Raw genomic sequence first — 25,691 nt, forward strand, 5'->3', positions numbered from 1 at the left:
ACTATGGAAATATGAATAATCACGCAAGATCTATACAATAATCACATAGGTGATTATTTCGCCGCCAGCTGCGCGGCGCGGCAGCCCCACCACGCGGCCTCCTCGAAAACGGAAAAGCCCGACAGGTCGGCATGCGCAAAGAGGATGGGGCCATCGATTTCGCGCAGCGCTTTCAGGCCGGAATTGCTGCGGAAGCCGGGCAGCGGCGCCGCCATGGCGTGTCCGCGCAGCGTGATGTCCACGCGTTCAACGCAGGACACGAACTGGGCGCCGTAGGCCGTCTTCAGATCGGCGCTGGCCAGCTCCAGCAGCTCGGCCGGCGTGGCCGTCACCATCCAGCGGCGCGCGCTCACTGGCGTGCGGTGGGACAGCGCCACGTAGGCGCTGAACACGGTTTTCTCCGGCGGCGTAACGCGGATGTCCTGATGCGTGGACACCACAAACCCCAGTCCCGGCTCCTGGTAGACCACGTTGTCCCACGCCAGCGGCGCGCGCGGCAGTTCCTCCGGAAAGCGCTTGAGCAGGAAATTGGCCACCATCCACGGCGAATAGACGGGCGTGTCGCGCTGCGGCTCGTAGCCCATTTCGCGTATGCCTTCCACCACGCGCTCGGCCACGTACAGCGGCATGGCGCAAATCGCCTTGCGCGCTTTCATCAGGTAGCTGCGGGGCTTGCCGTTTTCAAGACGGAAGCACAGCGCTTCGATGCCTGCGTTCGTGCGCTTCAGCGACACCACGGTGCCGCCCACGCGCTTCACGCCGGAAGCGCGCTCCATGCCGGAAGCCAGCGGCTGCAAGCCGCCCGGCCAGGTGAGCCAGGTGCCGTTTTCCGCATTGGCGGCGTGGCCCCAGCGGCTGCAGTAGTAGTGCAGGCCTGCCCAAGCGGACACCTGGTCGTAGCGCGCGCCGTAGTCGTCGCGGCAGCAGTAGTTCAGATACCAGTGCAGCGTGGGCGACTGGTAGCCGTTCCGCTCCAGCCACTGCTTGAGCGTGATGCCATCCAGCTTGCGCCACTCGGGATCCTCCGAGGACTGCACGGTGGGGAAGACGAAAATCCGGCGCCCGTCGCTGCCGCGCGTCTGGCGCAGGCGCTCCACTTCGGCGAAAAAGCGCTTGTGCTCCGCCAGTTCCCCGGGCGGCACGCCTTCGGTGGGAATAAAGCCCTCTTGCCATTTTCCCTTGTACAGCAGGCGTTCTTCCGGCGCGTGCAGCAGGAAACGCTCGTCGTAGTACGGCTTTTCACCAAAGGGATCGCGCTGGATCACGCCCAGGTCCGCCAGGATTTCGCGCACATGGACGGACTCCGGCGAGGGCAGCGGCAGGTAGTGGCCGCCGGTGGGATATTCAAGGTCGCCGAAGCGGCCGCCGGCCGCGTTGCCATAGGGCTGGGGGCCATCCACCATCAGGAAGTCCTTGTTCCCCAGCTTGTTCAGCTTCCACGCAGCCGACATGCCGCCGATGCCGGAACCGAAGATGGCGACGTCCGTTTCCAGCACCTCGGACGGCGGCGGCAAGGCGTGCCGGTCGCGCATAAAGTGGCCTTCGTCGCGGCCGGGGAAATGCAGCGTGGGCGTGATCTCCTGCCAGCGCTGGAAGGCCGCCACGCTGCCTGCGGCGGCGAGCCCGCTGGCGCCGGCCCAGACCAGGAAGGAACGGCGCAGCATCAGCGTATCACCTGACGCCAGTCCTGCTCGAATTCATGCACGAGGGACTGCGTGTTGAGGCGGTTGGGCTCCATCTTCAGTGGCTTCATATCCGGCGGGAAGATGAACATTTCGCGCGTGGTGTCCGCGTTCAGGTAGCGCATTGGCAGCTTGTAGGAAGTGGGTGGCATGTATTCCAGCTGCGGCGACGCCAGGATGAAGCCCCATTCGCCGAACGAAGGAACGTAGGCGTGGTAAGGGTGGGTTGCGAGACCCACCTCGTTCAGCGTGGAATTGACGGTCCAGTAGGCATGCGGCGCGAAGAACGGCGAGGTGGACTGCACCACCACCAGGCCCTTGGCCGCCAGGTGCTTCTTGACCAGGCCGTAGAAGGGCACCGAGTACAGCTTGCCCAGCGCGAAGCTGGATGGATCGGGGAAGTCGATGATGACGGCGTCGAACATCTCGGTGGAGTTCTGCAGCCACACCGCCGCGTCGGCGTTGATGACGCGGGCGCGCTTGTCGCGGAAGGAGCCGCCGTTCAGTTTCACCAGCTCCTCGCGCGTGGTGAAGGCGCCCGTCATGGCCGGGTCCAGGTCCACCACGGTGGCCTGCTCCACGTTGGGGTAGCGCAGGATTTCGCGCAGCGCCAGGCCGTCGCCGCCGCCCAGCACCAGCACGCGCCTGGCCCATGGCAGCGCCTCCATCACCGGGTGCACCAGGGCCTCGTGGTAGCGGTACTCGTCGCGCGAGGAGAATTGCAGGTTGCCGTTGATGTAGAGGCGCAGATCGTCCTTCCAGCGCGTGATGACCAGGCGCTGGTAGGGCGTGGTGGTGGAGTAGACGATTTCGTCGCCGAACAGGCCGTGCTCGCCCCAGTGCGTCATGCGGTCCGCCGAGGCGAAGCCGAACAGCAGCACGCACATCACCACGGAGGCCCGCAGCACGCGGCCGGTGACGTTGGCCAGCTCCGCGCGGAACACGTAGATGGTCCACAAGCCCACGCCCACATTGAGCATGCCGAACAGGAAGCCGGTGCGCACCAGCCCCAGGTAAGGCGCCAGCACCAGCGGGAACAGCAGCGACACGGCCAGCGCGCCCAGGTAGTCGAAGGTCAGCACGCGGCTGACCAGTTCACTGAATTCGGTATTGCGCTCGTTCAGCGCGCGCATCACCAGCGGCACTTCCATGCCCACCATGCAGCCGATCATGAACACGGTGGTGTACAGCAGGCCCCGGAACGGCGCGGTCATCCACGAGAAGGTGAGGAACAGCAGCGCGGCCGAGACGCCGCCGATCAGGCCCACGGCCAGTTCGATGTCGACGAAGCGCGCCAGCACGTCCTCGTCCTTCACGTATTTGGACAGGTGGGCGCCCACGCCCATGGCAAACAGATAGCAGCCGATGATGGTGGAGAATTGCAGGATGGAGTCGCCCAGCAGATAGCTGGACAGCGCGCCGGCGATCAGTTCGTAAGCCAGGCCGCAGGATGCCACCACGAAGACGGACAGGATCAGAATCTTTTTTGTCATGTGGGTGCGAATGTCTTATGATGAACAATTATCAGGATAGCCACTTTAACCGAGGATCGCCGTGCCGCCCATCCTAAACTATGTGATACACCTGTTTTTGGCCGCTTTGCTGCTGGTGATGTTCTTTATGATCTACACCCGCCTCACGCCCTACAACGAGGTGCTGCTGATACGGCAGGGGAACAACGCGGCGGCGCTGTCGCTGGGCGGCGCGCTGCTCGGCTTCTCGATGACCATCGCTTCCAGCCTGCTGCACACGGCGGACTACCAGCAGTTTTTCCTGTGGGCCTTTGGCGCCATGGTGGTACAGATCCTGGCGTACTTCTGCACCACGCGCGCGCTGCGCATGGCGCAAGACCATATTGAATCGGGCAACACCGCGTTTGGCGGCCTGCTGGGCGCCATCTCGCTGTCCATCGGCGCCATCAACGCCGCCTGCATTTCCTGACACCGCACTTTAAGGACGACTATCATGGGCCTCGGCAGCTTTATCAAGAAGCAGTTTATCGACGTTCTGCAATGGACGGAAGACACGGAGGGCGTGCTGGCCTGGCGCTTCCCCATGACGGACATGGAGATCCAGAACGGCGGCGTGCTGGTGGTGCGCGAATCGCAGGTGGCGGTGTTCGTCAACGAAGGCCAGATCGCCGACGTGTTCGGCCCCGGCACCCACACGCTGACCACGCAGACCCTGCCCCTGCTGACCAACCTGAAAAACTGGGACAAGCTGTTCGACTCGCCGTTCAAGTCGGACGTGTACTTCTTCAGCACCCGCGTACAGACCGGGCGCAAGTGGGGCACGCAGCAGCCCATCACCATCCGCGACAAGGATTTCGACATGATACGGGTGCGCGCCTTCGGCATGTATTCGTACCGCGTGGCCGACCCGCGCAAGTTCTACACCGAATTGAGCGGCACCCGAGAGGAATATACGCGCGACAACGTGGAAGAGCAGCTGCGCGGCATCCTGATGGCCACCATGGCCAGCTCGCTGGGCGGCGCCAAGGTGGCCTTCCTGGACATGGCCGCCAACCAGGCGCTGATGGCGCAGGAAGTGCGCGGCGACCTGGCCGACGCCTTCGCGCGCTACGGCATAGGCCTGGATGAATTCAACGTGGCCAGCGTGAGCCTGCCGGAGGAACTGCAAGCCGCGCTGGACGAGCGCATCTCGGCCGGCATGAAGGGCGGCCTGAGCGCGGACAAGCTGAGCGGCTTCACGAAGTTCCAGACCGCCACCGCCATTCCGCTGGCGGCGCAGAACGAAGGCGGCATCGCCGGCACAGGCGCAGGGCTGGGGATGGGCGTGATGCTGGGCCAGGCCATGGGACAGGCGGTCGGTTCCACGCTGGCGCCGGCAAGCTCGCATCCCGCAACGGCGGCTGCACCGGCCGCCGCAGCGCCGGCCGAAGACGGCATCGAAGCGCGCCTGGAAAAACTCAAAGGCCTGCTGGACAAAGGCCTGATCTCGGCCGCCGACTACGACAGCGCCAAGTCCGAGCTGCTCAAGAAACTGATAGGCTAAGACCGCGTACATGCAAATCGTTTCCTGTCCCAGCTGCGGCGCGGAAGTCAAATTCCGCTCGCACGCCTCGGTCATGGCCGTGTGCGAGTACTGCAATACCCGCGTGCTGAAGGATGCGGACGCGGTCAAGGACCTGGGCAAGATCTCCTCCGTGCTGGAGGACTATTCGCCGCTGCAGATCGGCACCTCCGGGGTGCTCGGCGGACGCGCGTTCAGCGTGATCGGCCGCATCCAGCTGCGCTATTCGGCCGGCATGTGGAACGAGTGGTATCTGCTGTTCGACGACGGCGCCACCTCCTGGCTGGGCGATTCGTCCGGCCTGTACACCGTCACCACGGCGCGCGAAACGCCGCCGCCGCTGCCCGCCTTCGGCGACCTGCAGGCGGGCGAGATGGTGCGCGTGGGCGGCGAACGGCTGATGGTGTCCGAGGTACGCGTGGCCGACTGCATAGGCGGCCAGGGCGAATTGCCTTTCAAAGTGGGCGAAGGCTGGCAGGCCAGGGTGGCCGACTTCCGGCGCGGCGCCAGCTTCGTCACGCTCGATTATTCGGACGGCGACGAGCCCGTGGTGTACACCGGCGTGTCGGTCACGCTGGAGGCCATGCAATGCCAGCTGCTGCGCGACGAGGACCAGATCGAGCGCAGCGCCGGGCGCTATCGCGGCAAGCTGTCCGCGCTGGACTGCCCTGCCTGCGGCAACGCCATCAACTACCTGCCCGGCCAGACCGCCAACCTGCTGTGCCCCGCCTGCCATGCGCAGATCGACGCGGCCAGCCCCAAGGCGCAGGTGCTGGCGGCCGGCGAACAGGTGGACGCCATGCGCCCCACCCTGCCGCTGGGCGCCGAGGCCGACATCAACAAGCAGCGCTACCGCGTGATCGGCTTCATGCTGCGCGAGGACGACGAGGGCGCGCGCTGGACCGAGTACCTGATCTCCAATCCGCGCGCGGGATTCAGCTGGCTGGTGGAAACCGACGAAGGCTGGTGGCGCGCCGGCGTGCTGCCCGAGTGGCCGGCGTGGGAGCGCACCAGCGCGGACAGCGTGGTGCTGGACAAGGTTACCTTCGACAAGCTGTACGACTACGGCGCCACCGTGGTGTACGCGGCGGGCGCCTTCAACTGGCGCGTGCAGGTGGGCGACCATACCCATGTATACGAATTTGAACGCGGCCAGACCCGGCTGGCGGCGGAACTGACGGGCGAGGAGCTGACCTGGTCGCGCTCGACCCGCGTGGCCAACGACCAGATCAACGCCTGGTTCGGGCTCAAGACCAAAGGCAAACCGCCCGGCGCGCCGCCGCAAAAAGGCCGCTATGCCAGCGCCGCCAAAAAATTCATCATGGTGATGCTGGCCGTGAACGCCATTCCGCTGCTGGTGAACTTCGGCGGTTCGCTGGTCTTCAACCTGCTCGGCGCGCTGGCCATCTACCTGCCGGCGCTGTTCCTGGACTCCATCGATAAAGGGGACAAGTCTTGAACCGCTATCTGGTTTACGCACTGGTGGTGTTCACCATGACCAGCTGCAGCAGCTGGGCGCGCATGTTCGGCTCGTCGAGTTCGGGCTACAGCGGCGGCTCGGGCTGGAGTTCGCACACGGGCGGCGGCGGCGGCAGCTACGGCGGCGGCTCGGGCGGTGGCGGAGGCCACAAGTGAGCGAAGCCGATCCACAGGCGGTCCACCTCGCGGCCGGCAGCCATTTGCTGGCAGACCTGTCCGGCATCGAGGCCAGCCGCCTGGGCGACTGCGACGAGCTGGAAGCGCTGCTGCGCTCTGCCGCGGCGGCGGCCGGCGCGCGCGTGCTGCACAGCCATTTCCACGGTTTCGGCGCCGGCATGGGCGTAACCGGGGTGGTTTTACTCGCCGAATCCCACATTTCCATCCATACCTGGCCGGAAAACGGCTTCGCGGCAGTGGATATCTTCATGTGCGGCGCCAGCCAGCCGCGCAAGGCGCTGGACGTGATCCAGGCGGCGCTGGCCCCGCATTCCTGCGTGCTGCACACGGTGCGCCGCGCCGCCGCGCCCGAATAACAATCGGTTTTAAATAAAATGCAATAATAGGCCTTTTTTTCCACTAGGAAACTCAAATGGCCTATCAATTCTGGACTGCGGCAGCTACCGCAGCGCTCCTGCTGAGCGCCTGCGGCGGCGGCACGTCCGATACCGCCGAGGCCCCGGCCGCCAGGCAGCGCCTGGGCGGCGCCGTGGCCGGCACGGCGGCGGCCAGCACGCTGAGCATCTACGGTCCCAGCACCAATTACAGCATCACGCAGCAAAATGGCGTCTACACGGTGACCCACCTGGCCGGTGCCGAGCCGGTACGCACGCTGGCGGACGGCAGCCGCATCCAGTTCAGCGACACCAGCATCGCGCTCGACACGGGCGGTATACCGGGCCAGGTGTACCGCATCTACCAGGCTGCGTTCAACCGCACGCCGGACGCCGCCGGCCTGGGCTACTGGATGAGCCAGATGGACCAGGGCGCCAGCCAGATCGACGTGGCTTCGGCCTTCATCCGCAGCGGCGAATTCATCGCGCTGTACGGCGCCGATCCCGACCCGCAAACCCTGGTCTCCAAGATCTATTTCAACGTGCTGCACCGCGCCCCGGAAAAGGCCGGCCTCGACTACTGGGTCGGCGTGCTGCTGGCGGGCGCCGCGCGCGGCGACGTGCTGTCGGCCATCGCGCAGAGCAAGGAGAACCAGGACCTGCTGGCGCCCGCCATGGCGAACGGCATCCGCTACACCGCCTCCTATCCGGCCAGCATCTCGCTGCTGGCCGGCGACGGCGTGTCGGCGGGCGACGAGGACGGCGCGCTGGGTTCGGCGCGCTTCATCGGCCTGACGGCGCTGGGCGCCGATGCGGCCGGCAATATCGCCTTCATCGACGGCAACCGCATCCGCAAGCTCAGCGCGCAAGGCCAGATCACCACGGTGGCCGGAAACACCAGCCGGGGCTTTGCCGACGGCACCGGCAGCGCCGCCAGCTTCTCCGTTCCGTCCGACGTGGAACTGGACGCGGCGGGCAATATGTACGTCAGCGACACGCAGAACAAGGCCATCCGCAAGATCACGCCGGCCGGCGTGGTCACCACCCTGGCCGGCGGCGTGGCCGCGGCCCAGCCGGTGGACGGCCCGGCCGCCCAGGCGCGCTTCACCAGCCCGGGGGCGATGGAAGTGACGCCGGACGGCACGGTATTCGTGCTGTCCGGACACGCGCTGCGCAAAATCACGCCGCAGGGCGTGGTCTCCACGCTGGCCGGCAGCGAGCTTGAGACCGGCAGCAGCGACGGCCAGGGCAGCGCCGCGCGCTTCTCCACCCCGAAAGGCCTGGCGCTGGACAGCGCCGGCAATATCTACGTGGCCGACGCCGGCAACTACACGATACGCAAGGTCACGCCGGCGGGCTTGGTCAGCACCATACTCGGCCTGGCGGGCGCGCGCGGCCGCACCGACGGCAGCCGCAGCGACGCGCGCCTGTGGCTGCCCTGGTCGGTGGCCGTAACCGGTGACGGCACCGTGTATGTGGCCGAACTGACCGGCGGCGCGCTGCGCAAGATGACGCCGGACGGCCAGGTCACCAGCCCCATCAGCCGCGCCCCCGAGCTGGGCGAGTTCGACGAATCCACCCAGGTGGACGGCCCCCTGGGCCAGGCGCGCGCCAAGCTGCCCTCCGATCTGGTGCTCGATGCCGCCGGCAACCTGACCTTCCTCGACGTCAGCCTGATACGCAAAATCAGCAACGGCGTGCTCGCCACGGTGGCGGGCAGCGCGCGCGAGACCATCAGCGTCAACGGCACGCGCCAGCAAGCCCGCTTCCGCGAGATCTCGGCCTTGCAGCCGGACAAAAAGGGCAATGTCTACGTGGCCGACAGCTACAGCGCGGTGCGCAAGATTGCGGCCGACGGCACGGTCAGCACCGTGGCCGGCGCCCTGAACCAGCTGGGCAAGGTGGATGGCCCGGCTGAGACGGCGCGCTTTTACTTCGCGATGGGCCTGGCGCTGGACCCGTCCGACAATCTGTATGTGTCGGACTGGAGCTATAAAGTGCGCAAGATCACGCCAGCCGGCGTGGTCAGCAGCCACAGCGGCACCGGCGCCGCCGGCAAGCTGGACGGCGCGGGCGGCAGCATAGGCCAGACGCGCGGCCTGGTCTGGAACGCCGCTACCGGGACGCTGGCCCTGGCCGACACCAGCAACCACATGCTGCGCGAAGTCAACGGCGCCACGCTGTCGACCATCCTCGCCTATCCCGAGCCCGAACTCGGCCCGACGCTGGACACGCCGACCGACGTGGCGGTGGTCGGCAAGAGCTACTACATCGTGGACCAGCGCAGCAGCGAAGTCCGCCGGGTGGAGAAGGGCGGGCGCAGCCAGCTGTTTGCCGGCGCGACCAATGTGCCGGGCTACGCGGACGGCAAAGGCAATGCGGCGCGCTTCAACGGCCCGACCGGCATCGCCGCCGACAGCCAAGGCAATCTGTATGTGGCCGACAGCGGCAACCACGTGATCCGCAAGATCACGCCGGACGGCACCGTCAGCACGGTGGCGGGCACCTACGGCCGCTCCGGCCTGCGGACCGGCAGCCTGCCAGGCGGCCTCTACCTCCCGCGCGCCATCCGCCTGATCGATGACAAGACGCTGGTGGTCGATTCCGACCGCAACGTGGTCAAAATCTCTCTGCCATAAGAGCACAGGGCGCCGCCTGCTTCAGGCGGCGCCAATTGACCAGGCTAGCCAGCCGTGCCACACTGGCACTTCCCTTCACCGCCACAGGAGAAAACCATGCGCCAAGTTGACATTGCCCTCCTGCCGGCTGCCTGATCTTCCACCGCCCTCCTCCGCTTTAACCGAGCTGGTGTTGCGCCGCGCCCGATCACGCGCCGGCCTATCCCTGATTTTTCGCGCCTCCGCACTTCGCGGATGGCTGTGCTCGCGCGCGCCGCGAGCGGCCTCGAATACAGGAACACCACTCATCATGATCGAATTCAATTTCGAAGTTTTACGCCGCATCGGATTTAATCAATTCACCGCCAGCCAATTGGCCGGACTGGAACCCGCAGCGGAAGGCGCCCGCCTGATGCGTTTGACGGAAGTCCAGCGCGACTGGCTTACCGTCCACGACGGCAACGCCGAATATAAAGCCCGCGCCCTGCCGCGATTAATTGCTGAATGCACGCTGTCCGTTGGCGACTGGCTCGTTTTGGAAAACAACAGCCACAATGAGCTGTGGATAAGCCAGCAGTTACCCCCAGCCAATCACATTTCCCGCCGTTCGGCCGACGGCCACAGGCAATCCATCGCCAGCAATATCGATACAGCATTGCTGGTAATGGGACTGGATCAAGATTTTAATCTCCGGCGGCTGGAGCGATATATTGCGATGGTGCAATCGGCAGAAATCTCTCCTGTAATCGTATTGACCAAAGCGGATATAGCCGTAGATATTAATGAGCATTTATATGATATCCGTAGGCGGATTCCTTCCCATATTCCAGTGACCTGCATAAATGCATTAAGCCGGGATGCAATAAACGAACTGGCTCCGTGGTTAGGCGCCGGACAAACTTTATGCCTGCTTGGTTCATCGGGAGCAGGAAAATCCACCCTCACAAATACATTAAGCGCATCGCATCAGGAAACGGGAGGTATTAGAAAAGGCGATGGCCGGGGACGCCATACCACAACGGCGCGTTCCCTGCATTTATGCGCCGATGGCACGTGTATTATCGATACGCCGGGATTGCGCACCTGGTGTCCGGATGCGGACGAAGAAACTCTGGCTTCCGTATTTACCGATATCGAATTGCTCGCCTCCGATTGCCAATTCCGTGACTGCCGCCACGAATCTGAACCGGGATGCGCAGTGCGGGGGAATATCCATGCCGACCGGCTATTAAATTATCACAAGCTGTTGCGGGATGCCCAGCGCAGCCAGCAAACGCCTCTGGAACGCATTGCTGAAAAAGCGAAGTGGAAAGTGATAAACAAGGCCGGAACCGCCCGCAGCCGCGACAAGCGGAACTAAGCGGGCTGAGGGGCGGATTTCCGCCCCTTTTTGCCTTTTTTCGCCATTTTCATGCCAGCTTCTAGCTTGATCGTGCTCGAAGTGTGCATACCGGCCGCAGCACGCTTGAATGCGCGGCCCAATGAGCCTACGCTATAGAGATCAACTCAGCTTGGGAGGCGGCGATGGCTTTATTGAAGGTGGGACAAATTGCGATGTCGGTATCCGATGCGGACCGGGCCGAGAAGTTTTATGGCGAGACGCTGGGATTACACAAGCTCTACCGTTTTGGCGAGCGGTTGTTTTTCAGCTGTGATGGCGTGCGGCTAATGCTGGAAGGCACAAGCCGCAAGGTCGAACCGGCGCAAGGAACGTGTATTTACTTCACAGTGAAAGACATAGACGCGGTGGCGGACAAATTGAAATCAAAATCCGTTCCTTTCGACGGAACGCCGCATTTAGTGGCAAAGATGTCGGACCACGAATTATGGATGGCATTTTTCCGGGATCCGGACGGCCATTTATTGGCTCTAATGGAGGAAAAGCGCTGATTTCTGGTACCATGCGGGTAGTTCAAACATTTACCGGTCTCGCTTATGCGCCGCTACGCTCCATTATCCCTGCTATTTGCCCTTGCCGCTTGCGGCGATAATTACACGCCTGTCGATTTGTACCAGGCCAAGACGCCGGATTGCAAGAATTGGGCGGATGAATCGCGCTTTGATCTGCCCAAGGGTATCTCCGTTACTGCGACTGCGCCGGCTGCGTTGCCGGAAGGCGGTGTGGAGATAGGCCTGGTATATATGTTGCCCAGAAATACGCAAACGCAATTTACCAGCCGGGCGTTCAAGATCTCCCAGCCCAAAGGCGCGCCTTTGGCAACGGCGGAAATCGCCAGCATTTACCAGCGCGGCACCAGTGCGCGGCCGGAAATAGTGGAGGTCATTAAGGAAATGCCTGTGCTGATGGTGGCCACCGCGACATCGGACGCCACGCAAGTCCGCTTCAGGCTGCAATTCAAAGGCAAGCTGCCGGAGCGCTTCGATTTTACGCCACCGGTCATGGTGATTAACCGCGACCGGTATCCGGTCCGCACCTTTACCTACCGTTATTTCGAAGACCGCAAAGCCTACGGCATGTGTTCCTGACCGCCGCGCGCAGTCGGGCTTTATTTAGGCAGCCGGCTCAAGCAGTTGCCGCGGGCACTCGCCATTGATAACCTGATCCACCCATTGCTGCAGCAACTCCGGCTTGGCCGCTTCGATCTTTGCGGCCGCCTCCGGCGCCAGCGGTCCGGCCTGCCGTTCCAGCAAGCGCAGCAAAACATCCCTTAGCGCCATGGCGCGCCCAGACTGAACGCCCTGTTCAAGACCCTGTTCAAGACCCTGTTCGAGACCCTGTTCACGCCCTTGTTCAAGGCCCTGTTCGCGCCCCTGTTCGATGCCTTCCTGCAGGGTCTCGTAGCGCAATGCGTCGATAAACGTATCAAACTGTTTGCCGTGCATGGTGCGTACCTCCTCCAGTGTGCTGTCCACATGTATGGTAATCCCCTTGAAGCGCCGCCGCAAATGCGCTGTCACCCATTGCGTTATTGTGCGGCGCAGGCTCTCGCCGGGATGCAAGTCCAGCCAGCTCGCAATGCTGGCCAGCGCTGATGGCAGGCGGTGCGCCGTCCCCAAGTGCGTGCACTCGAACAATGCTGTCAGCACATTGGTGGGCTTGCCGCTCTCCACCAGCGCCAGGCGCCGCACAAGATCCAGGAGCAAGTATGGCTGCTCGCGCTGATAGCGCCTCAACCCGGCGGGCCGCAGCCGTCTTCCCACGCCGGGCGGCCAGGCAGGAACACCGCCATACACTACCAACGGCAACACTGGCGGCAATGGCACGCTGGGCCGCAAACGTCCCTGCTTGAACAAGTCCTGATACAGCAGGCCTATATAGACTTGCATGCGCTCGGCCATCCAGCGGTCCGGCTGGGACTGGAATTCGAGCACAAGATAAAAATCGTCCTCGCCGCCCGGTGCTTGAATGTGCCACACCATATCGTCGTGGCGCTGACGGCCGCCGTCGCTGGCATAGCTGGCGTTGACGCGCTCGCAGGCCTGTGTTTTCAGCCGCCGGGACCAGCGCCGCGGCAAACACAGGGCCAGCAACTCGCACACCAGTTCAGGATGGGCGAACAATTGCTTGTAACTCGTGTCGTGGTCGAGCCGCATCCGGAAATTGTAGCGGCCGCCCACGCTGGCGAAACGCCTCCCGGCGTAGACAGTTTGATCCGCCTCAACAGTGCCGTATGTTTGCTACGGCGTCTTCAGCTGGCCGCTCGCGGGGGTGGCTTGCCGCTTCAGTTCGCCGATGGCGGCCTTGATCAGCGGCCGCGCCTGCGCGCAGCTCAGCCTGGCGAGCTGGGATGGCGTGCGGGTCTTGCCGATTTCCTGGGCCACCAGGTAGCCCAGCATATAGCCGCGCCGGGGCGGCAAACCGTCCACGCTGGCGCCGTCCATGTGGAACAGGCTGCCAAGCTGCTTTTCGTCGCCGCTGTCGAGCACCTGCTCCAGTTGCGCCAGGCTGGTATAAAGCTGGCCCCGGACGCGGGCGGCGCTGCCTTCCGGCAAGTCAAGCAGCATTTCTTTGTCGTTCGCCTGCGGGTTCAGTACCTTGGAGACATAAGTGGCGAGGCCTTCGGTCCACAGGCGCTGCCACAGCACGCTGTCGTCGCAATCGGGCGCCTGCGCCTGGTGGTGAACGTGGAACAGCTCGTGGTGGAAGAACGCGGCCTCGTTGCCGTTGCCGTGGTAGCGCACCATGCCGTCGGCGCCGAAGACCAGGTAGCGCCGGCCGCCGAATTCGCGCAGGCCACCATCCATTTCGCCCAGCGAATGAAGGAAGTAAGTGGTCACTTCCGGCTTAAATTCCGGAAACGCGCTGGTGAAGGTGGCGATATGGCGCGGCAGGTCGGCGTCGAACTGGCTCACCTTGTCCAGATAGGCCTGGCGCTGCTTGCCGAACACCGCGATATTCCGGCGGATGATCTCGTCGTGCTCGGCCTCGCTGCGGCTGCCGGCATAACGCGCCACGTCGTAAAACTCCGGAAACTTCGCGCCCACCTGCGTCTTGAAGGCCTGTACCCGCTCGGACTCGGACAAGCCTTGCGTGCCGTCCCAGAACGCCACAAACTCGCGCGCCAGGCTGTGCACCTCCATCCTGGGCGCCATCGGCGCATCGGCCGCATGGCAAGACAAGGCGGCGCTCAGGCCGAGGCAGGCAAGTATGGATCGCTTCATATGCGTATTTCAAATTTGAAACGAAAATTTTGCCATAAAAGCAACATCCGTAAACGTAAAAAAGGCAGCCGAAGCTGCCTTTTTAGCGTCTGCAGGCCGAACTTAGTGTTTGGCGCGCAGTTTGGCGATGGCGGCCAGTTGGCCGATCGCGGAAGCCAGCTCTGCCTGCGCTTTCGCGTAGTCGATGCTGCCAGTGTTGTTGGCCAGCGCTTCTTCCGCCAGTTTCTTGGCGGCCGAGGCTTTGGCTTCATCCAGGTCTGCACCACGGATCGCGGTGTCAGCCAGTACCGTAACGGCGTTCGGCTGCACTTCCAGCAGGCCGCCGGCGACGAAGACGAACTCTTCTTCAGCCTTGCCTGCTACCTTGATGCGTACCGCGCCTGGACGAATACGGGTGATCAGCGGGGTGTGCTTGGGATAGATACCCAGCTCGCCCTGCTCGCCCGGCAACGCGACGAATTCGGCTTCGCCCGAGAAGATCTGCTCTTCCGCGGAAACCACGTCTACGTGTATGGTATTTGCCATGTCTGTCCTATCGGGATGGTGACGGCCCCGCCTTGCAGCGGGGCCGAAGCAAACTCAGCGATTAGCCGAGTTTTTTGGCTTTTTCGATTGCTTCTTCGATCGTGCCGACCATGTAGAACGCTTGCTCCGGCAGGTGATCCAGTTCGCCCGATGCGATCATCTTGAAGCCTTTGATCGTGTCTTTCAGCGAAACGTATTTACCTGGGGAACCGGTGAACACTTCAGCAACGTGGAACGGCTGCGACAGGAAACGCTGCATCTTACGAGCGCGCGATACCAGCAGCTTGTCTTCCGGCGCCAGTTCGTCCATGCCCAGAATCGCGATAATGTCGCGCAGTTCCTTGTAGCGCTGCAGGGTGCCCTGTACGGCACGGGCGGTGTCGTAGTGGTCCTGGCCCACGACCAGCGGGTCCAGCTGGCGCGAGGTCGAATCCAGTGGATCCACTGCAGGGTAGATACCCAGCGAGGCGATGTCACGGGACAGAACAACGGTCGAATCCAGGTGACCAAAGGTGGTCGCTGGCGACGGGTCGGTCAAGTCATCCGCTGGAACGTACACGGCCTGGATCGAGGTGATCGAACCGGTCTTGGTGGAGGTGATACGCTCTTGCAGGCGGCCCATTTCTTCGGCCAGGGTAGGCTGGTAGCCCACTGCGGAAGGCATACGGCCCAGCAGTGCGGATACTTCGGTACCGGCCAGGGTGAAGCGGTAGATGTTGTCCACGAAGAACAGAACGTCTTTGCCTTCGTCACGGAACGCTTCCGCCATGGTCAGACCGGTCAGCGCGACGCGCAGACGGTTGCCTGGTGGTTCATTCATCTGACCGTAGACCATCGCTACTTTGGAGTTCTCCGGGTTTTCCAGGTCAACTACCTTGGCATCGGCCATCTCGTGATAGAAGTCGTTACCTTCGCGGGTACGCTCGCCCACGCCAGCAAACACGGACAGACCCGAGTGCGCTTTGGCGATGTTGTTGATCAGTTCCATCATGTTCACGGTCTTGCCTACACCTGCACCGCCGAACAGACCGACTTTACCGCCTTTGGCGAACGGGCACACCAGGTCGATCACCTTGATGCCGGTTTCCAGCAGGTCTTGCGATGGCGACAGTTCGTCGTATGCAGGCGCCGTGCGGTGGATCGAAGCGATCTGGTCATGGGCCACTGGGCCGCATTCGTCGATCGGGTTGCCCAGCACGTCCATGATACGGCCCAGGGTGGCTTTGCCAACTGGAACCATGATCGGTTTGCCGGTGTTCTGGATCATCATGCCGCGGCGCAGGCCGTCGGACGAACCCAGAGCAATGGTACGGACCACACCGTCGCCCAGCTGTTGTTGTACTTCCAGGGTCAGCTCGGAGCCTTCCATTTTCAAGGCATCAAATACCTTAGGCATCGCGTTGCGTGGAAACTCTACGTCCACCACAGCGCCGATACACTGAACGATTTTGCCATCAGCCATGTTCGTTCCTTCTATATTTAGTTGTTTCGTTAAACCGCAGCCGCACCGGCAACGATTTCGGAGAGTTCTTTGGTAATCGCAGCCTGACGCGTCTTGTTATAGATCAGCTTCAGTTCACCGATGACGCTACCTGCGTTGTCGCTGGCGGCTTTCATCGCCACCATGCGGGCCGATTGCTCGGACGCCAGGTTTTCCGCCACCGCCTGGTATACCAGCGCTTCTACATAGCGCTCCAGCAGTTCATCGATCACGGTTTGCGCATCCGGCTCGTAGATGTAGTCCCACTTGTGGCTACCCTTGTCGGCCTTGATGTTGTCCGCCGTCAGCGGCAGCAGCTGCTGCACTTGCGGCTCTTGCTTCATCGTGTTGATGAACTTGGTATAGCACAGGTACACTGCGTCGAGCTTGCCTTCAGTGAACTTCTCGAGCATGACCTTCACAGGTCCGATCAATTTGTCCAGATGCGGCGTGTCGCCGATCTGCGTTGCTTGCGCAACGACAGGAACGCCAACCCGATTCAAGAACCCCAAACCTTTGTTACCGATGGCGACCGCCTCAACCTTGACGCCGGCCGTTTCCAGCTCGCGCGTTTTCGCCGTCACCATGCGCAGCACGTTGGTGTTCAGGCCACCGCACAGACCCTTGTCGGTCGTGACGATGATGAAACCCACTGCTTTCGCTTCGGTTCCCTGGGCTTGCGCCAGGAACGGGTGCGTGTATTCAGGGTTGGCGCTCGCCAGATTAGCGGCGATATTACGAACCTTGTCACTGTAGGGACGGGCGGCACGCATGCGATCCTGCGCCTTGCGCATTTTCGATGCGGCGACCATTTCCATCGCCTTGGTGATCTTTTTCGTATTCTCTACGCTTTTGATCTTGCCACGTATCTCTTTGCCTACTGCCATGAGTCCTTACTCCTTCTGCGCTGAGGGCGGTCCGGGCTGTACGCCCGCACCGCCGTGCCGCTTAAAATGCGCCGGATTTCTTGAAATCAGCAATGGCGGCCGACAGGGCAGCTTCGCCGTCTTTGTCCAGTTGCTTGGTTTCTTCGATCTTGGCCAGCAGAGCAGCTTGCTTGGTCTTCAGGTAGGCGTGCAGGCCGGCTTCGAATGGCAGCACTTTCTTCACTGCCACGTCGTCCAGGAAGCCCTTGTTCACTGCGAACAGGGATGCGCCCATCAGGGAAATCGACAGCGGCGAGTACTGAGCCTGCTTCAGCAGTTCGGTCACGCGTGCGCCGCGGTCCAGCTGTTTGCGGGTCGATTCGTCCAGGTCGGAAGCGAACTGCGCGAACGCAGCCAGTTCACGGTACTGCGCCAAGTCGGTACGGATACCGCCGGACAGGTTTTTGATGACCTTGGTCTGGGCGGCGCCACCAACGCGCGATACCGAGATACCTGCGTTAATCGCAGGACGGATACCGGAGTTGAACAGCGAGGTTTCCAGGAAGATCTGGCCGTCGGTAATCGAAATCACGTTGGTTGGCACGAACGCCGAAACGTCGCCAGCCTGGGTTTCAATGATAGGCAGCGCGGTCAGCGAACCGGTCTTGCCCTTGACGGCGCCGCCGGTGAAGGCTTCGACGTAGTCGGCGTTCACGCGTGCTGCGCGTTCCAGCAGACGGCTGTGCAGGTAGAACACGTCGCCTGGGTACGCTTCGCGGCCTGGTGGGCGGCGCAGCAGCAGGGAGATCTGACGGTAGGCAACGGCTTGCTTGGACAGGTCATCGTACACGATCAGGGCGTCTTCGCCGCGGTCGCGGAAGTATTCGCCCATGGTGCAGCCGGAGTACGCCGAGATGTACTGCATGGCGGCCGATTCGGACGCGGTGGCAGCGACAACAATGGTGTATTCCATCGCGCCGTGCGTTTCCAGCGAGCGCACGATGTTCTTGATGGTGGAAGCTTTCTGGCCGATTGCAACGTAGATGCAAGTCATGCCCTGGCCTTTTTGGTTGATGATCGCATCAACCGCCACCGCCGACTTACCAGTCTGGCGGTCGCCAATGATCAGCTCACGCTGGCCACGGCCGATAGGTACCATCGCGTCGATCGACTTCAGGCCGGTCTGCATAGGCTGCGACACGGATTCGCGGGCGATCACGCCCGGTGCGATCTTTTCGATAGGCGAGGTCAGCTTGGCATCGACCGGCCCTTTGCCGTCGATAGGCTGGCCCAGGGCGTTGACCACGCGGCCGCGCAGTTCAGGACCGACTGGCACTTCCAGGATGCGGCCGGTGCACTTGACCGTGTCGCCTTCCGAGATGTGCTCGTAAGCACCCAGAATCACGGCGCCGACGGAGTCGCGCTCCAGGTTCATGGCCAGGCCGAAGGTATTGCCTGGGAATTCCAGCATCTCGCCTTGCATTACGTCCGACAGACCGTGGATGCGGCAGATACCATCGGCTACGGAAATCACCGTGCCTTGATTGCGCACTTCAGCGCCGCCATCAATGCCTTGGATCCGGCTCTTGATCAGCTCGCTGATTTCAGATGGGTTGAGTTGCATACTAACTCCTAAATGTAGTTCTCTCCGCTTGCGCGAGGGTATATTTGGTCTGCCGTAGCTGCCTGCGGGTCTTAAGCGACCAGCGCGACACGCATCTGCTGCAGCTTGGCGCGGACCGAAGTGTCGAGCACTTCGTCACCGACTACCACGCGCACGCCACCGATCAACGATGGGTCTACGGTTACGCTCGGGTTGAGCTTGCGGCTGAATTTCTTTTCCAGCGTGGCGATCAGCTCGGAAACCTGGGCGGCGCTCATGTCGAACGCGCTCGTGATCTCGGCATCCGCCGCACCTTCCGCACTGTTTTTCAACAGCTGGAATTGGGCGCCGATTTCCGGCAGCAATTCGATACGGCCGTTGGCGACCAGCATGACGAGGAAGTTATTGGCTTCCGCATTCAGCGGCGTTTTCAGCAGCGACTGGATGGTGGCGGCGACATCGCTTTCCGAAACTTTCGGATTGCGGGCATAGTCCAGCACTTCGGCGTTGCCGCCGATCTGGGCCAGTTCGGACACCAGATCGGACCACTGCGCGAGGTTGCCGGCTTGGGCTACGCGAAAGAGGGCTTCCGCGTAGGGACGGGCGACGGTTGCGAGTTCAGCCATGATTACAGCTCAGTCGCGAGGCGGGCCAGCAGGTCGGCGTGGGCCGACGCGGTGACTTCGCGCTTCAGGATCTGCTCGGCGCCTTTGACCGCCAGGTCGGCTACCTGGGCGCGCAGTGCTTCGCGGGCTTGGGTAACTTGCTGGTCGGCTTCCGCTTTGGCTTGCGCAATAATGCGGTCCGCTTCGGCTTTGGCGTTGGCCTTGATTTCTTCGGCAACCAGTTGCGCACGCTTTTCCGCGTCCGAGACGCGCTGGGCAGCTTCGTCACGGGCGGAGGACAGGGCTTCGGCGGCGCGCTTTTCAGCGATTTCCATCGAAGCCTTGCCTTGGTCGGCCGCAGCCAGACCATCGGCGATACGCTTGGCACGCTCGTCCAGCGTTGCATTCAACGCTGGGAATACGAATTTCATCGAGAACCATACGAGCACCCCGAAGGTGATCATCTGGCCGATGAGCGACATATTAATGTCCATACCTTGCTCCTAAAAAGTTTCCCCGCTTGGAGCGAAGATTAGTGAGCAGCCAGAACAGCGGTCAGGAATGGGTTGTTGAACGTGAACAGCAGAGCAACACCAACACCGATCATCGAGATCGCATCCAGCAGACCAGCGATAACGAACAGCTTGGTTTGCAGTTGTGGCATCAGTTCAGGTTGACGTGCCGACGCTTCCAGGAATTTGCCGCCCAGAATGGCGAAGCCCAGTGCGGTGCCGATAGCGGCCAGACCAACGATGATAGCCACGGCCAGAACGGTCATACCTTGTACTTGTGCGATCAGAGCTTGCATGTAATTCTCCTAATTTAAAAAAAACGAAAGATACTAAAAAAACAAATATAAAGTTGCTGATTAGTGCTTCTCAACCGCGAGGGCCAGATACACAACCGTCAACGCCATAAACACAAAAGCTTGCAGAGTTACAATCAGAATGTGGAAGATTGCCCATGGACCACCCAACAGCCACTGCGCCCACCAAGGCAACAACGCGATCAGAATGAAAATCAGTTCGCCGGCGTACATATTGCCGAACAGTCGCAGCGCCAGCGAGATAGGCTTGGCCACCAGCTCAATCATCTGGAACACAAAGTTCACGGGGGCCAGCACGATAGCCATGGCGCCGTGGGCGTGGAATGGCGCGGTGAACAGTTCCTTGGTCCAGCCGCCCACGCCTTTGGCCTTGATGGAGAAGGCGATAATGCACAGCAGTACCGAGAAGGACATGCCGAAGGTGTGGTTCACGTCGGCGGTCGGCACCACGCGCAGCTTGTAGACGCCGAAGAATTCCAGCACTTTCGGCAGCAGGTCAACCGGCAGGAAGTCCATCGCGTTCATCAGCCAGACCCAGACGAAGATGGTGATGGCCAGCGGGGCGATCACCTTGCTCTTGGCGTGGAAGGCCGAGTTGACGGTGTCGTTGACCAGTTCCATGACCCATTCAACGAAGTTCTGCAGCTTGCCCGGCACGCCGGCGGTGGCGCGCTTGGACGCCATGTAGAAGATGCCCAGGAACACCAGGCCCAGAAGCGCCGAAACCCAGAACGTGTCCAGGTTGATGGTGTTGTCCGCATTGCGCAGGTGCGACAAGTGGTGCTGAATATACTCTGTGGCGTTAGCCGGAGCCGCGTGGCCCCCGTGTTCAGTGGTCATAATGTTTGTCAGATTTTGTTAATTAAACTGCTAGCAGTGCGAACCAGTATGCGAGGGTCGCCACCGCGAAACCTATGATCAGCCATAACCAAGCGGCCGACGGAAACAGCACCAGCGCGGCAATAAACAGCGCTGCCGTGATAAAAACCTTAGTCATTTCAGCGCGGAAGTGCCGCTGAAACGCTTTTTTCGCGTCATTCGTTCCGCCCGCGACGATGATCGCGTACACCAGGCTCCCGATGACTGCGATCATTCCGCCCAAAGCGGCAGACCAGCCTCTCTCAACGCTGCCAAAGTAAGCTGTGGCGGCGGAAAAAAACGTGGCGATTGTGAACTGCAAGGCAACAACTTTAAACACGGGGGAGGCAATGTTCTGCGTAAAATCACTCACTTGCCAGGTTCCCAGAGAAAGCGTATACACCTAAAGACACGGGATTATATTAGGATTTGCTTAGTTTGGTCAAACATGGTGCGCCGCAACATGGCCGTTTGGGCAAGAAAGATACGGTTTTAGAGGAGATGCACCAAGTTGGCGCATGCTGTGCGCGCTACCAGGCGAAGGGCCGGGGTCAGACCCTTTGGGTCTGACCCCAGATGCCGGCTCGCTATGTCAGCCGCGCAAACGGCTTAGCAAACCATCAAGCACATCCAGGTCGGCGAAGTCGATCACCATCTGGCCGCGGCCCTTGCTTCCCATCTTGAACACCACCGGCGTGGCCAGCAGGTCGGCCAGCTCTTCCTCCAGGCGCAGGATGTCGCCGGATTTTTCCTTCTGCTTGCGCTCGGACTGTTCGGATTGCTCCTCCTGCGCCCGCTGCACCAGCTTTTCCGTCTCGCGCACCGACAAACGTTTTGCCACAACAACATTGGCCAGCGTGATCTGCGTGGCGGCATCCACCGCCAGCAGGGCGCGCGCATGGCCCATGTCGATATCGCCCGCCATCAGCATGGTCTGCACCGGCGCCGCCAGGTTGATCAGCCTTAGCAGATTGGAAACGGCGCTGCGCGAGCGGCCGACGGCGGTGGCCGCCTGCTCGTGGGTGAAGTCGAATTCCGAGATCAGGCGCGAGATGCCCTGCGCCTCTTCCAGCGGATTCAGGTCCTCGCGCTGCATGTTCTCGATCAGCGCCATCGCGGCGGCGGTCTTGTCGTCCACCTCGCGCACCAGCACCGGCACCTGCTCCAGGCCGGCCAGCTGGGCCGCGCGGAAACGCCGCTCGCCGGCGATGATTTCATATTTCACAAGACCGGACTTGTCCTTGCCGACCGGACGCACCAGGATGGGCTGCATGATGCCCTGGGTCTTGATCGAGGCGGCCAGCTCGGCCAGGCCGCCCTCGTCCATGCGCGTGCGCGGCTGGTATTTGCCCGCTTGCATTTGTGTTACCGCCAGCTCGCTCGGCGCGCTGCCGTTCGAAGCCGGGTTGGATGGATCGCCGTCGCCGCCCAGCAGGGCGTCCAGGCCGCGTCCCAGGCCTTTCAGTTTCTTGGTTGCCATTTTTGATTATTCCGTCCGGTTACATCTTCTTGATACGCTTGACCATCTCCGCGCCGAAGGCGATGTAGGCTTGCGCGCCCTTGGAGGATGGATCGAAGGTCACGCCGGGCATGCCGTAGGACGGCGCTTCGGCCAGGCGCACGTTGCGCGGGATGATGGTCTTGAAGACCTTGTCGCCGAAGTGCTGCTCCAGCTGCGCCGACACCTGCTGCGACAGCGTCATGCGCGGATCGAACATCACGCGCAGCAGGCCGATGATCTTCAGGTCCGGGTTCAGGTTGGCGTGCACCTTCTTGATGGTGTTCACCAGGTCGGACAAGCCTTCCAGCGCGTAGTACTCGCATTGCATGGGAATGATCACGCCGTGCGCGGCGCACAGGCCGTTCAGCGTCAGCATGGACAGCGCGGGCGGACAGTCGATCAGGATGAAGTCGTACTCCTTGTCGACGGCGGCCAGCGCATCCTTCAGGCGGCGTTCGCGGTTGTCCAGCTCCACCATCTCCACTTCCGCGCCGGCCAGCTCGCGGTTGGACGGCAGCACGTCGAAGCGCCCTGCTTCCGAACGCTGGCGCGCCGTGGCCACGTCGGTCTGGCCCAGCAGCACCTCATAGGTCGAGGCGGTCAGCCCGGCCTTGTTCACGCCCGCGCCCATGGTGGCGTTGCCCTGCGGGTCCAGGTCCACCAGCAGCACGCGCTGGTTCAGTTTGGCCAGTCCGGCGGAGAGGTTGACCGTGGTGGTGGTTTTTCCCACGCCGCCCTTTTGATTCGCTACACAAAAAATTTTGGCCATGTACTCTTCTTATTCGCTATATCGTTTATACGGTATAAATCGTTTATATTGTTTATTTCATTTATACGGTATAAATGGTTTATACCGTATAAATTATTAAGCCTTGTTGATGAAGACCAGGTGGCGCTCCGCCTCCAGCCCCGGCACTTTCAAGGCCTGCAGCCGCTCCACTTTCCACGGCTCCGGCAGGCGCTCGCGCTCGTCCTGCGGCGCCGTGCCTTTCAGGGCGATAAAGCGGCCGCCCTCGGCCAGCAGGTGCCCGGACCAGTTCACGAAGTCGCTCAGGTCCGCGAAGGCGCGCGATGTGATCACGTCGAAGGGTTGCTTCACTTCCAGATCCTGCACCTTCTTGGTGTACACCGTCACGTTGGCCAGGCCCAGCTCCGCCTTCACCTGCGTCAGGAAGGCGGTTTTCTTGTGCACTGTATCGATCATGGACAGCTTCATGTCCGGCTTGGAGATCGCCAGCACCACGCCAGGCAAGCCACCGCCCGCGCCCACGTCCAGCACGTTCTGCGCATCCTGGAAGGCTGGCACGGCGGCCAGCGAGTCCAGCAAATGCAGCGTCATCATCTGCATCGGATCGCGCACCGAGGTCAGGTTGTAGACGCTGTTCCACTTGTTCAGCAGCGCTAGGTAATCCAGCAGCTGCTCCTGCTGCGCGGCGGACAGCTCCAACGCCAGCTCCGCCACCCCCTGCTTCAACACTTCGGCCAATGCTACCCGGTCGAATACCTTCATTGCACAGCCTCATCTTTCAAGTTCACGAAACCGCCGAAACCGGTCTTTTTCAGGTGCACCAGCAGCAGCGAAATCGCCGCCGGGGTCACGCCCGAGATGCGCGAAGCCTGGCCCAGGGTTTCCGGGCGCTGCGCATGCAGTTTCTGGCGCACTTCCACCGACAGCGCGGTGATCTCCAGGTAGTTGAAACCTTCCGGCAGTTTCAGGTTTTCGTAGTGCTCGTGGCGTTCAACTTCCTTGCTCTGGCGGTCGATATAGCCCGAATATTTGAGCTGGATTTCCACCTGTTCCTGCACCGCCGCGTCGTTCACGCCGGGGCCGGCCAGGGCCTGCCCTTCCAGGCCGGACATGGTCATCAGCTTGTCGTAGGCCACGCCCGGACGGCGCAGCAGATCGGCCAGCGAATACTCGCGTTCGATGGCCTGGCCGATCACGCGTTCGGACTCGTCCGCCGCCAGGATGCGCGGGTTCACCCACGTGGAACGCAGGCGCTCCAGCTCCTTGGCCACGGCTTCGCGCTTGCGGTCGAAGGCTTCCCACTGCGCATCGCCGACCACGCCCAGCTTGCGGCCGATCTCGGTCAAACGCATGTCCGCGTTGTCTTCGCGCAGGCTCAGGCGGTACTCGGCGCGGCTGGTGAACATGCGGTACGGCTCCTGCACGCCCTGCGTGACCAGGTCGTCCACCAGCACGCCCAGGTAGGCTTCCGAGCGGGCAGGGGTCCAGGACTCCTTGCCCTGGGTCTGCAGCGCAGCGTTGATGCCGGCCAGCATGCCCTGCGCGGCCGCTTCCTCGTAGCCCGTGGTGCCGTTGATCTGGCCCGCGAAATACAGGCCGCCAACGGCCTTGGTTTCCAGCGACGCCTTCAGGCCGCGCGGGTCGAAATAGTCGTATTCGATGGCGTAGCCGGGACGCAGGATGTGCGCGTTTTCCATGCCCTTCATCGAGCGCACCAGTTCAATCTGCACGTCGAATGGCAGGCTGGTGGAGATGCCGTTCGGGTAGAACTCGTTGGTGGTCAGGCCTTCCGGCTCCAGGAAAATCTGGTGCGATTCCTTGGACGAGAAGCGGTGGATCTTGTCCTCGATGGACGGGCAATAGCGCGGCCCGACACCCTCGATCACGCCGGTGTACATGGGGCTGCGGTCCAGGCCGGCACGGATAATGTCGTGCGTCTTGGTGTTGGTGTGCGTGACCCAGCACGGCATCTGGCGCGGGTGCATGGCGGTGTTGCCCATCACGGAAAACACCGGCACAGGATCCAGGTCGCCCGGCTGTTCGGTCATGGCCGACAGGTCGATGCTGCGGCCATCGATGCGCGGCGGCGTGCCGGTTTTCAGGCGGCCCTGCGGCAGCTTCAGCTCCTTCAGGCGGGCCGACAGCGAGATCGCAGGCGGGTCGCCGGCGCGGCCGGCCGAGTAGTTCTGCAGGCCGACATGGATCTTCCCGTCCAGGAAAGTGCCGGCGGTCAGCACCACGGCCGGGGCCAGGAACTTCAGGCCGATCTGGGTGACGGCGCCAACCACGCGGTCGCCCTCCACCATCAGGTCGTCCACGGCCTGCTGGAACAGCCACAGATTGGGCTGGTTTTCCAGGCGCGAGCGGATGGCCTGCTTGTACAGAATGCGGTCGGCCTGGGCGCGGGTGGCGCGCACGGCAGGGCCCTTGGAGGAATTCAGGATGCGGAACTGGATGCCCGACTCGTCCGTGGCAATCGCCATGGCGCCGCCCATCGCGTCGACTTCTTTGACCAGGTGGCCTTTGCCGATGCCGCCGATGGATGGGTTGCACGACATCTGGCCCAGCGTCTCTATGTTATGCGTGAGCAAGAGCGTCTTCTGGCCCATGCGGGCAGAAGCGAGGGCCGCCTCGGTGCCGGCGTGACCGCCGCCGACAACGATGACGTCGAATTGGGTAGGAAATAACATTTT

General features: G+C 62.2%; 26 protein-coding genes. 9 read left to right on the forward strand and 17 right to left on the reverse strand.

The annotated features are described in order from the left end of the window. Positions 1-53 precede the first annotated feature (53 nt). Both GTP77_RS00600 and GTP77_RS00605 read right to left on the reverse strand, forming a co-directional pair. Positions 54-1,664 carry an NAD(P)-binding protein gene (locus GTP77_RS00600; RefSeq protein WP_161070228.1) on the reverse strand — a complete coding sequence of 537 codons (1,611 nt, stop codon included), beginning with the start codon at positions 1,662-1,664 and terminating at the stop codon, positions 54-56. Continuing rightward, entirely contained in the window at positions 1,664-3,175 is a 1,512-nt protein-coding gene (locus tag GTP77_RS00605; protein WP_161070229.1) for a polyamine aminopropyltransferase, read from the reverse strand. The genes GTP77_RS00600 and GTP77_RS00605 overlap by 1 nt, the downstream gene beginning before the upstream one ends. 61 nt (positions 3,176-3,236) lie before the next feature. Between GTP77_RS00605 and GTP77_RS00610 the strand changes: the two genes are divergently transcribed. The 9 genes from GTP77_RS00610 (at position 3,237) to GTP77_RS00650 (ending at position 11,850) form a co-directional block, all read left to right on the forward strand. Continuing rightward, positions 3,237-3,623, forward strand: a complete 387-nt coding sequence (locus tag GTP77_RS00610; protein WP_161070230.1) for a DUF350 domain-containing protein — start codon at positions 3,237-3,239, stop codon at positions 3,621-3,623. Positions 3,624-3,647: 24 nt separating this feature from the next. Beyond that, a complete protein-coding gene (locus tag GTP77_RS00615) occupies positions 3,648-4,697 on the forward strand; it encodes an SPFH domain-containing protein (RefSeq protein WP_161070231.1) in 1,050 nt (349 codons plus the stop codon). Between the two features lie 10 nt (positions 4,698-4,707). After that, entirely contained in the window at positions 4,708-6,174 is a 1,467-nt protein-coding gene (locus GTP77_RS00620) for a DUF4178 domain-containing protein (RefSeq protein WP_161070232.1), read from the forward strand. Next, positions 6,171-6,350: a hypothetical protein gene (locus GTP77_RS00625; RefSeq protein WP_161070233.1), complete on the forward strand. Its 180-nt coding sequence runs from the start codon at positions 6,171-6,173 to the stop codon at positions 6,348-6,350. Before GTP77_RS00620 ends, GTP77_RS00625 begins: the two co-directional genes overlap by 4 nt. Beyond that, positions 6,347-6,727 carry an adenosylmethionine decarboxylase gene (gene speD, locus GTP77_RS00630; RefSeq protein WP_161070234.1) on the forward strand — a complete coding sequence of 127 codons (381 nt, stop codon included), beginning with the start codon at positions 6,347-6,349 and terminating at the stop codon, positions 6,725-6,727. The genes GTP77_RS00625 and speD overlap by 4 nt, the downstream gene beginning before the upstream one ends. A gap of 56 nt (positions 6,728-6,783) precedes the next feature. Then, a complete protein-coding gene (locus GTP77_RS00635) occupies positions 6,784-9,384 on the forward strand; it encodes an NHL domain-containing protein (RefSeq protein ID WP_161070235.1) in 2,601 nt (866 codons plus the stop codon). A gap of 289 nt (positions 9,385-9,673) precedes the next feature. Continuing rightward, the gene (gene rsgA, locus GTP77_RS00640) at positions 9,674-10,723 is read left to right on the forward strand and encodes a ribosome small subunit-dependent GTPase A (RefSeq protein ID WP_161070236.1); all 1,050 of its coding nucleotides are present in this window, start codon (positions 9,674-9,676) and stop codon (positions 10,721-10,723) included. Between the two features lie 164 nt (positions 10,724-10,887). Continuing rightward, entirely contained in the window at positions 10,888-11,253 is a 366-nt protein-coding gene (locus tag GTP77_RS00645) for a VOC family protein (protein ID WP_161070237.1), read from the forward strand. A gap of 45 nt (positions 11,254-11,298) precedes the next feature. After that, positions 11,299-11,850 carry a hypothetical protein gene (locus GTP77_RS00650; protein WP_161070238.1) on the forward strand — a complete coding sequence of 184 codons (552 nt, stop codon included), beginning with the start codon at positions 11,299-11,301 and terminating at the stop codon, positions 11,848-11,850. A gap of 24 nt (positions 11,851-11,874) precedes the next feature. Here the strand turns inward: GTP77_RS00650 and GTP77_RS00655 are convergent, their stop codons facing one another. The 15 genes from GTP77_RS00655 to mnmG all read right to left on the reverse strand — a co-directional run bounded on the left by GTP77_RS00655 (position 11,875) and on the right by mnmG (position 25,688). Beyond that, positions 11,875-12,942, reverse strand: a complete 1,068-nt coding sequence (locus GTP77_RS00655) for an Rpn family recombination-promoting nuclease/putative transposase (RefSeq protein WP_161070239.1) — start codon at positions 12,940-12,942, stop codon at positions 11,875-11,877. Positions 12,943-13,002: 60 nt separating this feature from the next. Beyond that, a complete protein-coding gene (locus tag GTP77_RS00660) occupies positions 13,003-13,986 on the reverse strand; it encodes a hypothetical protein (protein WP_161070240.1) in 984 nt (327 codons plus the stop codon). 102 nt (positions 13,987-14,088) lie between these two features. Continuing rightward, positions 14,089-14,511, reverse strand: a complete 423-nt coding sequence (locus GTP77_RS00665) for a F0F1 ATP synthase subunit epsilon (RefSeq protein WP_161070241.1) — start codon at positions 14,509-14,511, stop codon at positions 14,089-14,091. A 61-nt stretch (positions 14,512-14,572) separates the two neighbouring features. Beyond that, positions 14,573-15,973, reverse strand: a complete 1,401-nt coding sequence (gene atpD, locus GTP77_RS00670; RefSeq protein WP_161070242.1) for a F0F1 ATP synthase subunit beta — start codon at positions 15,971-15,973, stop codon at positions 14,573-14,575. A 29-nt stretch (positions 15,974-16,002) separates the two neighbouring features. Further along, complete coding sequence (gene atpG / locus GTP77_RS00675) at positions 16,003-16,878, reverse strand: F0F1 ATP synthase subunit gamma (RefSeq protein WP_161070243.1); 876 nt, start codon at positions 16,876-16,878, stop codon at positions 16,003-16,005. A 61-nt stretch (positions 16,879-16,939) separates the two neighbouring features. Next, the gene (atpA, locus tag GTP77_RS00680) at positions 16,940-18,481 is read right to left on the reverse strand and encodes a F0F1 ATP synthase subunit alpha (RefSeq protein WP_161070244.1); all 1,542 of its coding nucleotides are present in this window, start codon (positions 18,479-18,481) and stop codon (positions 16,940-16,942) included. 71 nt (positions 18,482-18,552) lie between these two features. After that, positions 18,553-19,086 (reverse strand): F0F1 ATP synthase subunit delta, encoded by a 534-nt coding sequence (locus GTP77_RS00685; protein WP_161070245.1) that lies wholly within the window; start codon positions 19,084-19,086, stop codon positions 18,553-18,555. A 2-nt stretch (positions 19,087-19,088) separates the two neighbouring features. Further along, positions 19,089-19,559: a F0F1 ATP synthase subunit B gene (locus tag GTP77_RS00690; RefSeq protein ID WP_161070246.1), complete on the reverse strand. Its 471-nt coding sequence runs from the start codon at positions 19,557-19,559 to the stop codon at positions 19,089-19,091. 38 nt (positions 19,560-19,597) lie between these two features. Then, positions 19,598-19,873: a F0F1 ATP synthase subunit C gene (atpE, locus tag GTP77_RS00695; RefSeq protein WP_161070247.1), complete on the reverse strand. Its 276-nt coding sequence runs from the start codon at positions 19,871-19,873 to the stop codon at positions 19,598-19,600. Positions 19,874-19,933: 60 nt separating this feature from the next. Next, positions 19,934-20,731, reverse strand: coding sequence for a F0F1 ATP synthase subunit A (gene atpB, locus GTP77_RS00700; protein ID WP_161070248.1), 798 nt, complete (start codon positions 20,729-20,731; stop codon positions 19,934-19,936). Positions 20,732-20,753: 22 nt separating this feature from the next. After that, positions 20,754-21,122 carry an ATP synthase subunit I gene (locus tag GTP77_RS00705; protein ID WP_228894198.1) on the reverse strand — a complete coding sequence of 123 codons (369 nt, stop codon included), beginning with the start codon at positions 21,120-21,122 and terminating at the stop codon, positions 20,754-20,756. 219 nt (positions 21,123-21,341) lie between these two features. Next, a complete protein-coding gene (locus GTP77_RS00710) occupies positions 21,342-22,229 on the reverse strand; it encodes a ParB/RepB/Spo0J family partition protein (protein WP_161070249.1) in 888 nt (295 codons plus the stop codon). 19 nt (positions 22,230-22,248) lie between these two features. Further along, positions 22,249-23,019, reverse strand: coding sequence for a ParA family protein (locus GTP77_RS00715; RefSeq protein ID WP_161070250.1), 771 nt, complete (start codon positions 23,017-23,019; stop codon positions 22,249-22,251). Between the two features lie 96 nt (positions 23,020-23,115). After that, on the reverse strand, positions 23,116-23,760 hold the full coding sequence (gene rsmG, locus GTP77_RS00720; RefSeq protein WP_161070251.1) for a 16S rRNA (guanine(527)-N(7))-methyltransferase RsmG: 645 nt from the start codon (positions 23,758-23,760) through the stop codon (positions 23,116-23,118). Continuing rightward, a complete protein-coding gene (gene mnmG, locus GTP77_RS00725; RefSeq protein WP_161070252.1) occupies positions 23,757-25,688 on the reverse strand; it encodes a tRNA uridine-5-carboxymethylaminomethyl(34) synthesis enzyme MnmG in 1,932 nt (643 codons plus the stop codon). The genes rsmG and mnmG overlap by 4 nt, the downstream gene beginning before the upstream one ends. Positions 25,689-25,691 lie beyond the last annotated feature (3 nt).

This window comes from Pseudoduganella aquatica (assembly GCF_009857595.1).
In the GTDB taxonomy this organism is placed as follows: domain Bacteria; phylum Pseudomonadota; class Gammaproteobacteria; order Burkholderiales; family Burkholderiaceae_D; genus Rugamonas; species Rugamonas aquatica_A.

What these genes read in the sequence shown, in the direction of transcription:
- GTP77_RS00600 (WP_161070228.1), bottom strand. Translation starts at nt 1,664, where the DNA reads ATGCTGCGCCGTTCCTTCCTGGTCTGGGCCGGCGCCAGCGGGCTCGCC.
- GTP77_RS00605 (WP_161070229.1), bottom strand. Translation starts at nt 3,175, where the DNA reads ATGACAAAAAAGATTCTGATCCTGTCCGTCTTCGTGGTGGCATCCTGC.
- GTP77_RS00615 (WP_161070231.1), top strand. Translation starts at nt 3,648, where the DNA reads ATGGGCCTCGGCAGCTTTATCAAGAAGCAGTTTATCGACGTTCTGCAA.
- GTP77_RS00620 (WP_161070232.1), top strand. Translation starts at nt 4,708, where the DNA reads ATGCAAATCGTTTCCTGTCCCAGCTGCGGCGCGGAAGTCAAATTCCGC.
- GTP77_RS00635 (WP_161070235.1), top strand. Translation starts at nt 6,784, where the DNA reads ATGGCCTATCAATTCTGGACTGCGGCAGCTACCGCAGCGCTCCTGCTG.
- rsgA (WP_161070236.1), top strand. Translation starts at nt 9,674, where the DNA reads ATGATCGAATTCAATTTCGAAGTTTTACGCCGCATCGGATTTAATCAA.
- GTP77_RS00645 (WP_161070237.1), top strand. Translation starts at nt 10,888, where the DNA reads ATGGCTTTATTGAAGGTGGGACAAATTGCGATGTCGGTATCCGATGCG.
- GTP77_RS00650 (WP_161070238.1), top strand. Translation starts at nt 11,299, where the DNA reads ATGCGCCGCTACGCTCCATTATCCCTGCTATTTGCCCTTGCCGCTTGC.
- GTP77_RS00660 (WP_161070240.1), bottom strand. Translation starts at nt 13,986, where the DNA reads ATGAAGCGATCCATACTTGCCTGCCTCGGCCTGAGCGCCGCCTTGTCT.
- GTP77_RS00665 (WP_161070241.1), bottom strand. Translation starts at nt 14,511, where the DNA reads ATGGCAAATACCATACACGTAGACGTGGTTTCCGCGGAAGAGCAGATC.
- atpD (WP_161070242.1), bottom strand. Translation starts at nt 15,973, where the DNA reads ATGGCTGATGGCAAAATCGTTCAGTGTATCGGCGCTGTGGTGGACGTA.
- atpG (WP_161070243.1), bottom strand. Translation starts at nt 16,878, where the DNA reads ATGGCAGTAGGCAAAGAGATACGTGGCAAGATCAAAAGCGTAGAGAAT.
- atpA (WP_161070244.1), bottom strand. Translation starts at nt 18,481, where the DNA reads ATGCAACTCAACCCATCTGAAATCAGCGAGCTGATCAAGAGCCGGATC.
- GTP77_RS00685 (WP_161070245.1), bottom strand. Translation starts at nt 19,086, where the DNA reads ATGGCTGAACTCGCAACCGTCGCCCGTCCCTACGCGGAAGCCCTCTTT.
- GTP77_RS00690 (WP_161070246.1), bottom strand. Translation starts at nt 19,559, where the DNA reads ATGGACATTAATATGTCGCTCATCGGCCAGATGATCACCTTCGGGGTG.
- atpE (WP_161070247.1), bottom strand. Translation starts at nt 19,873, where the DNA reads ATGCAAGCTCTGATCGCACAAGTACAAGGTATGACCGTTCTGGCCGTG.
- atpB (WP_161070248.1), bottom strand. Translation starts at nt 20,731, where the DNA reads ATGACCACTGAACACGGGGGCCACGCGGCTCCGGCTAACGCCACAGAG.
- GTP77_RS00710 (WP_161070249.1), bottom strand. Translation starts at nt 22,229, where the DNA reads ATGGCAACCAAGAAACTGAAAGGCCTGGGACGCGGCCTGGACGCCCTG.
- GTP77_RS00715 (WP_161070250.1), bottom strand. Translation starts at nt 23,019, where the DNA reads ATGGCCAAAATTTTTTGTGTAGCGAATCAAAAGGGCGGCGTGGGAAAA.
- rsmG (WP_161070251.1), bottom strand. Translation starts at nt 23,760, where the DNA reads ATGAAGGTATTCGACCGGGTAGCATTGGCCGAAGTGTTGAAGCAGGGG.
- mnmG (WP_161070252.1), bottom strand. Translation starts at nt 25,688, where the DNA reads ATGTTATTTCCTACCCAATTCGACGTCATCGTTGTCGGCGGCGGTCAC.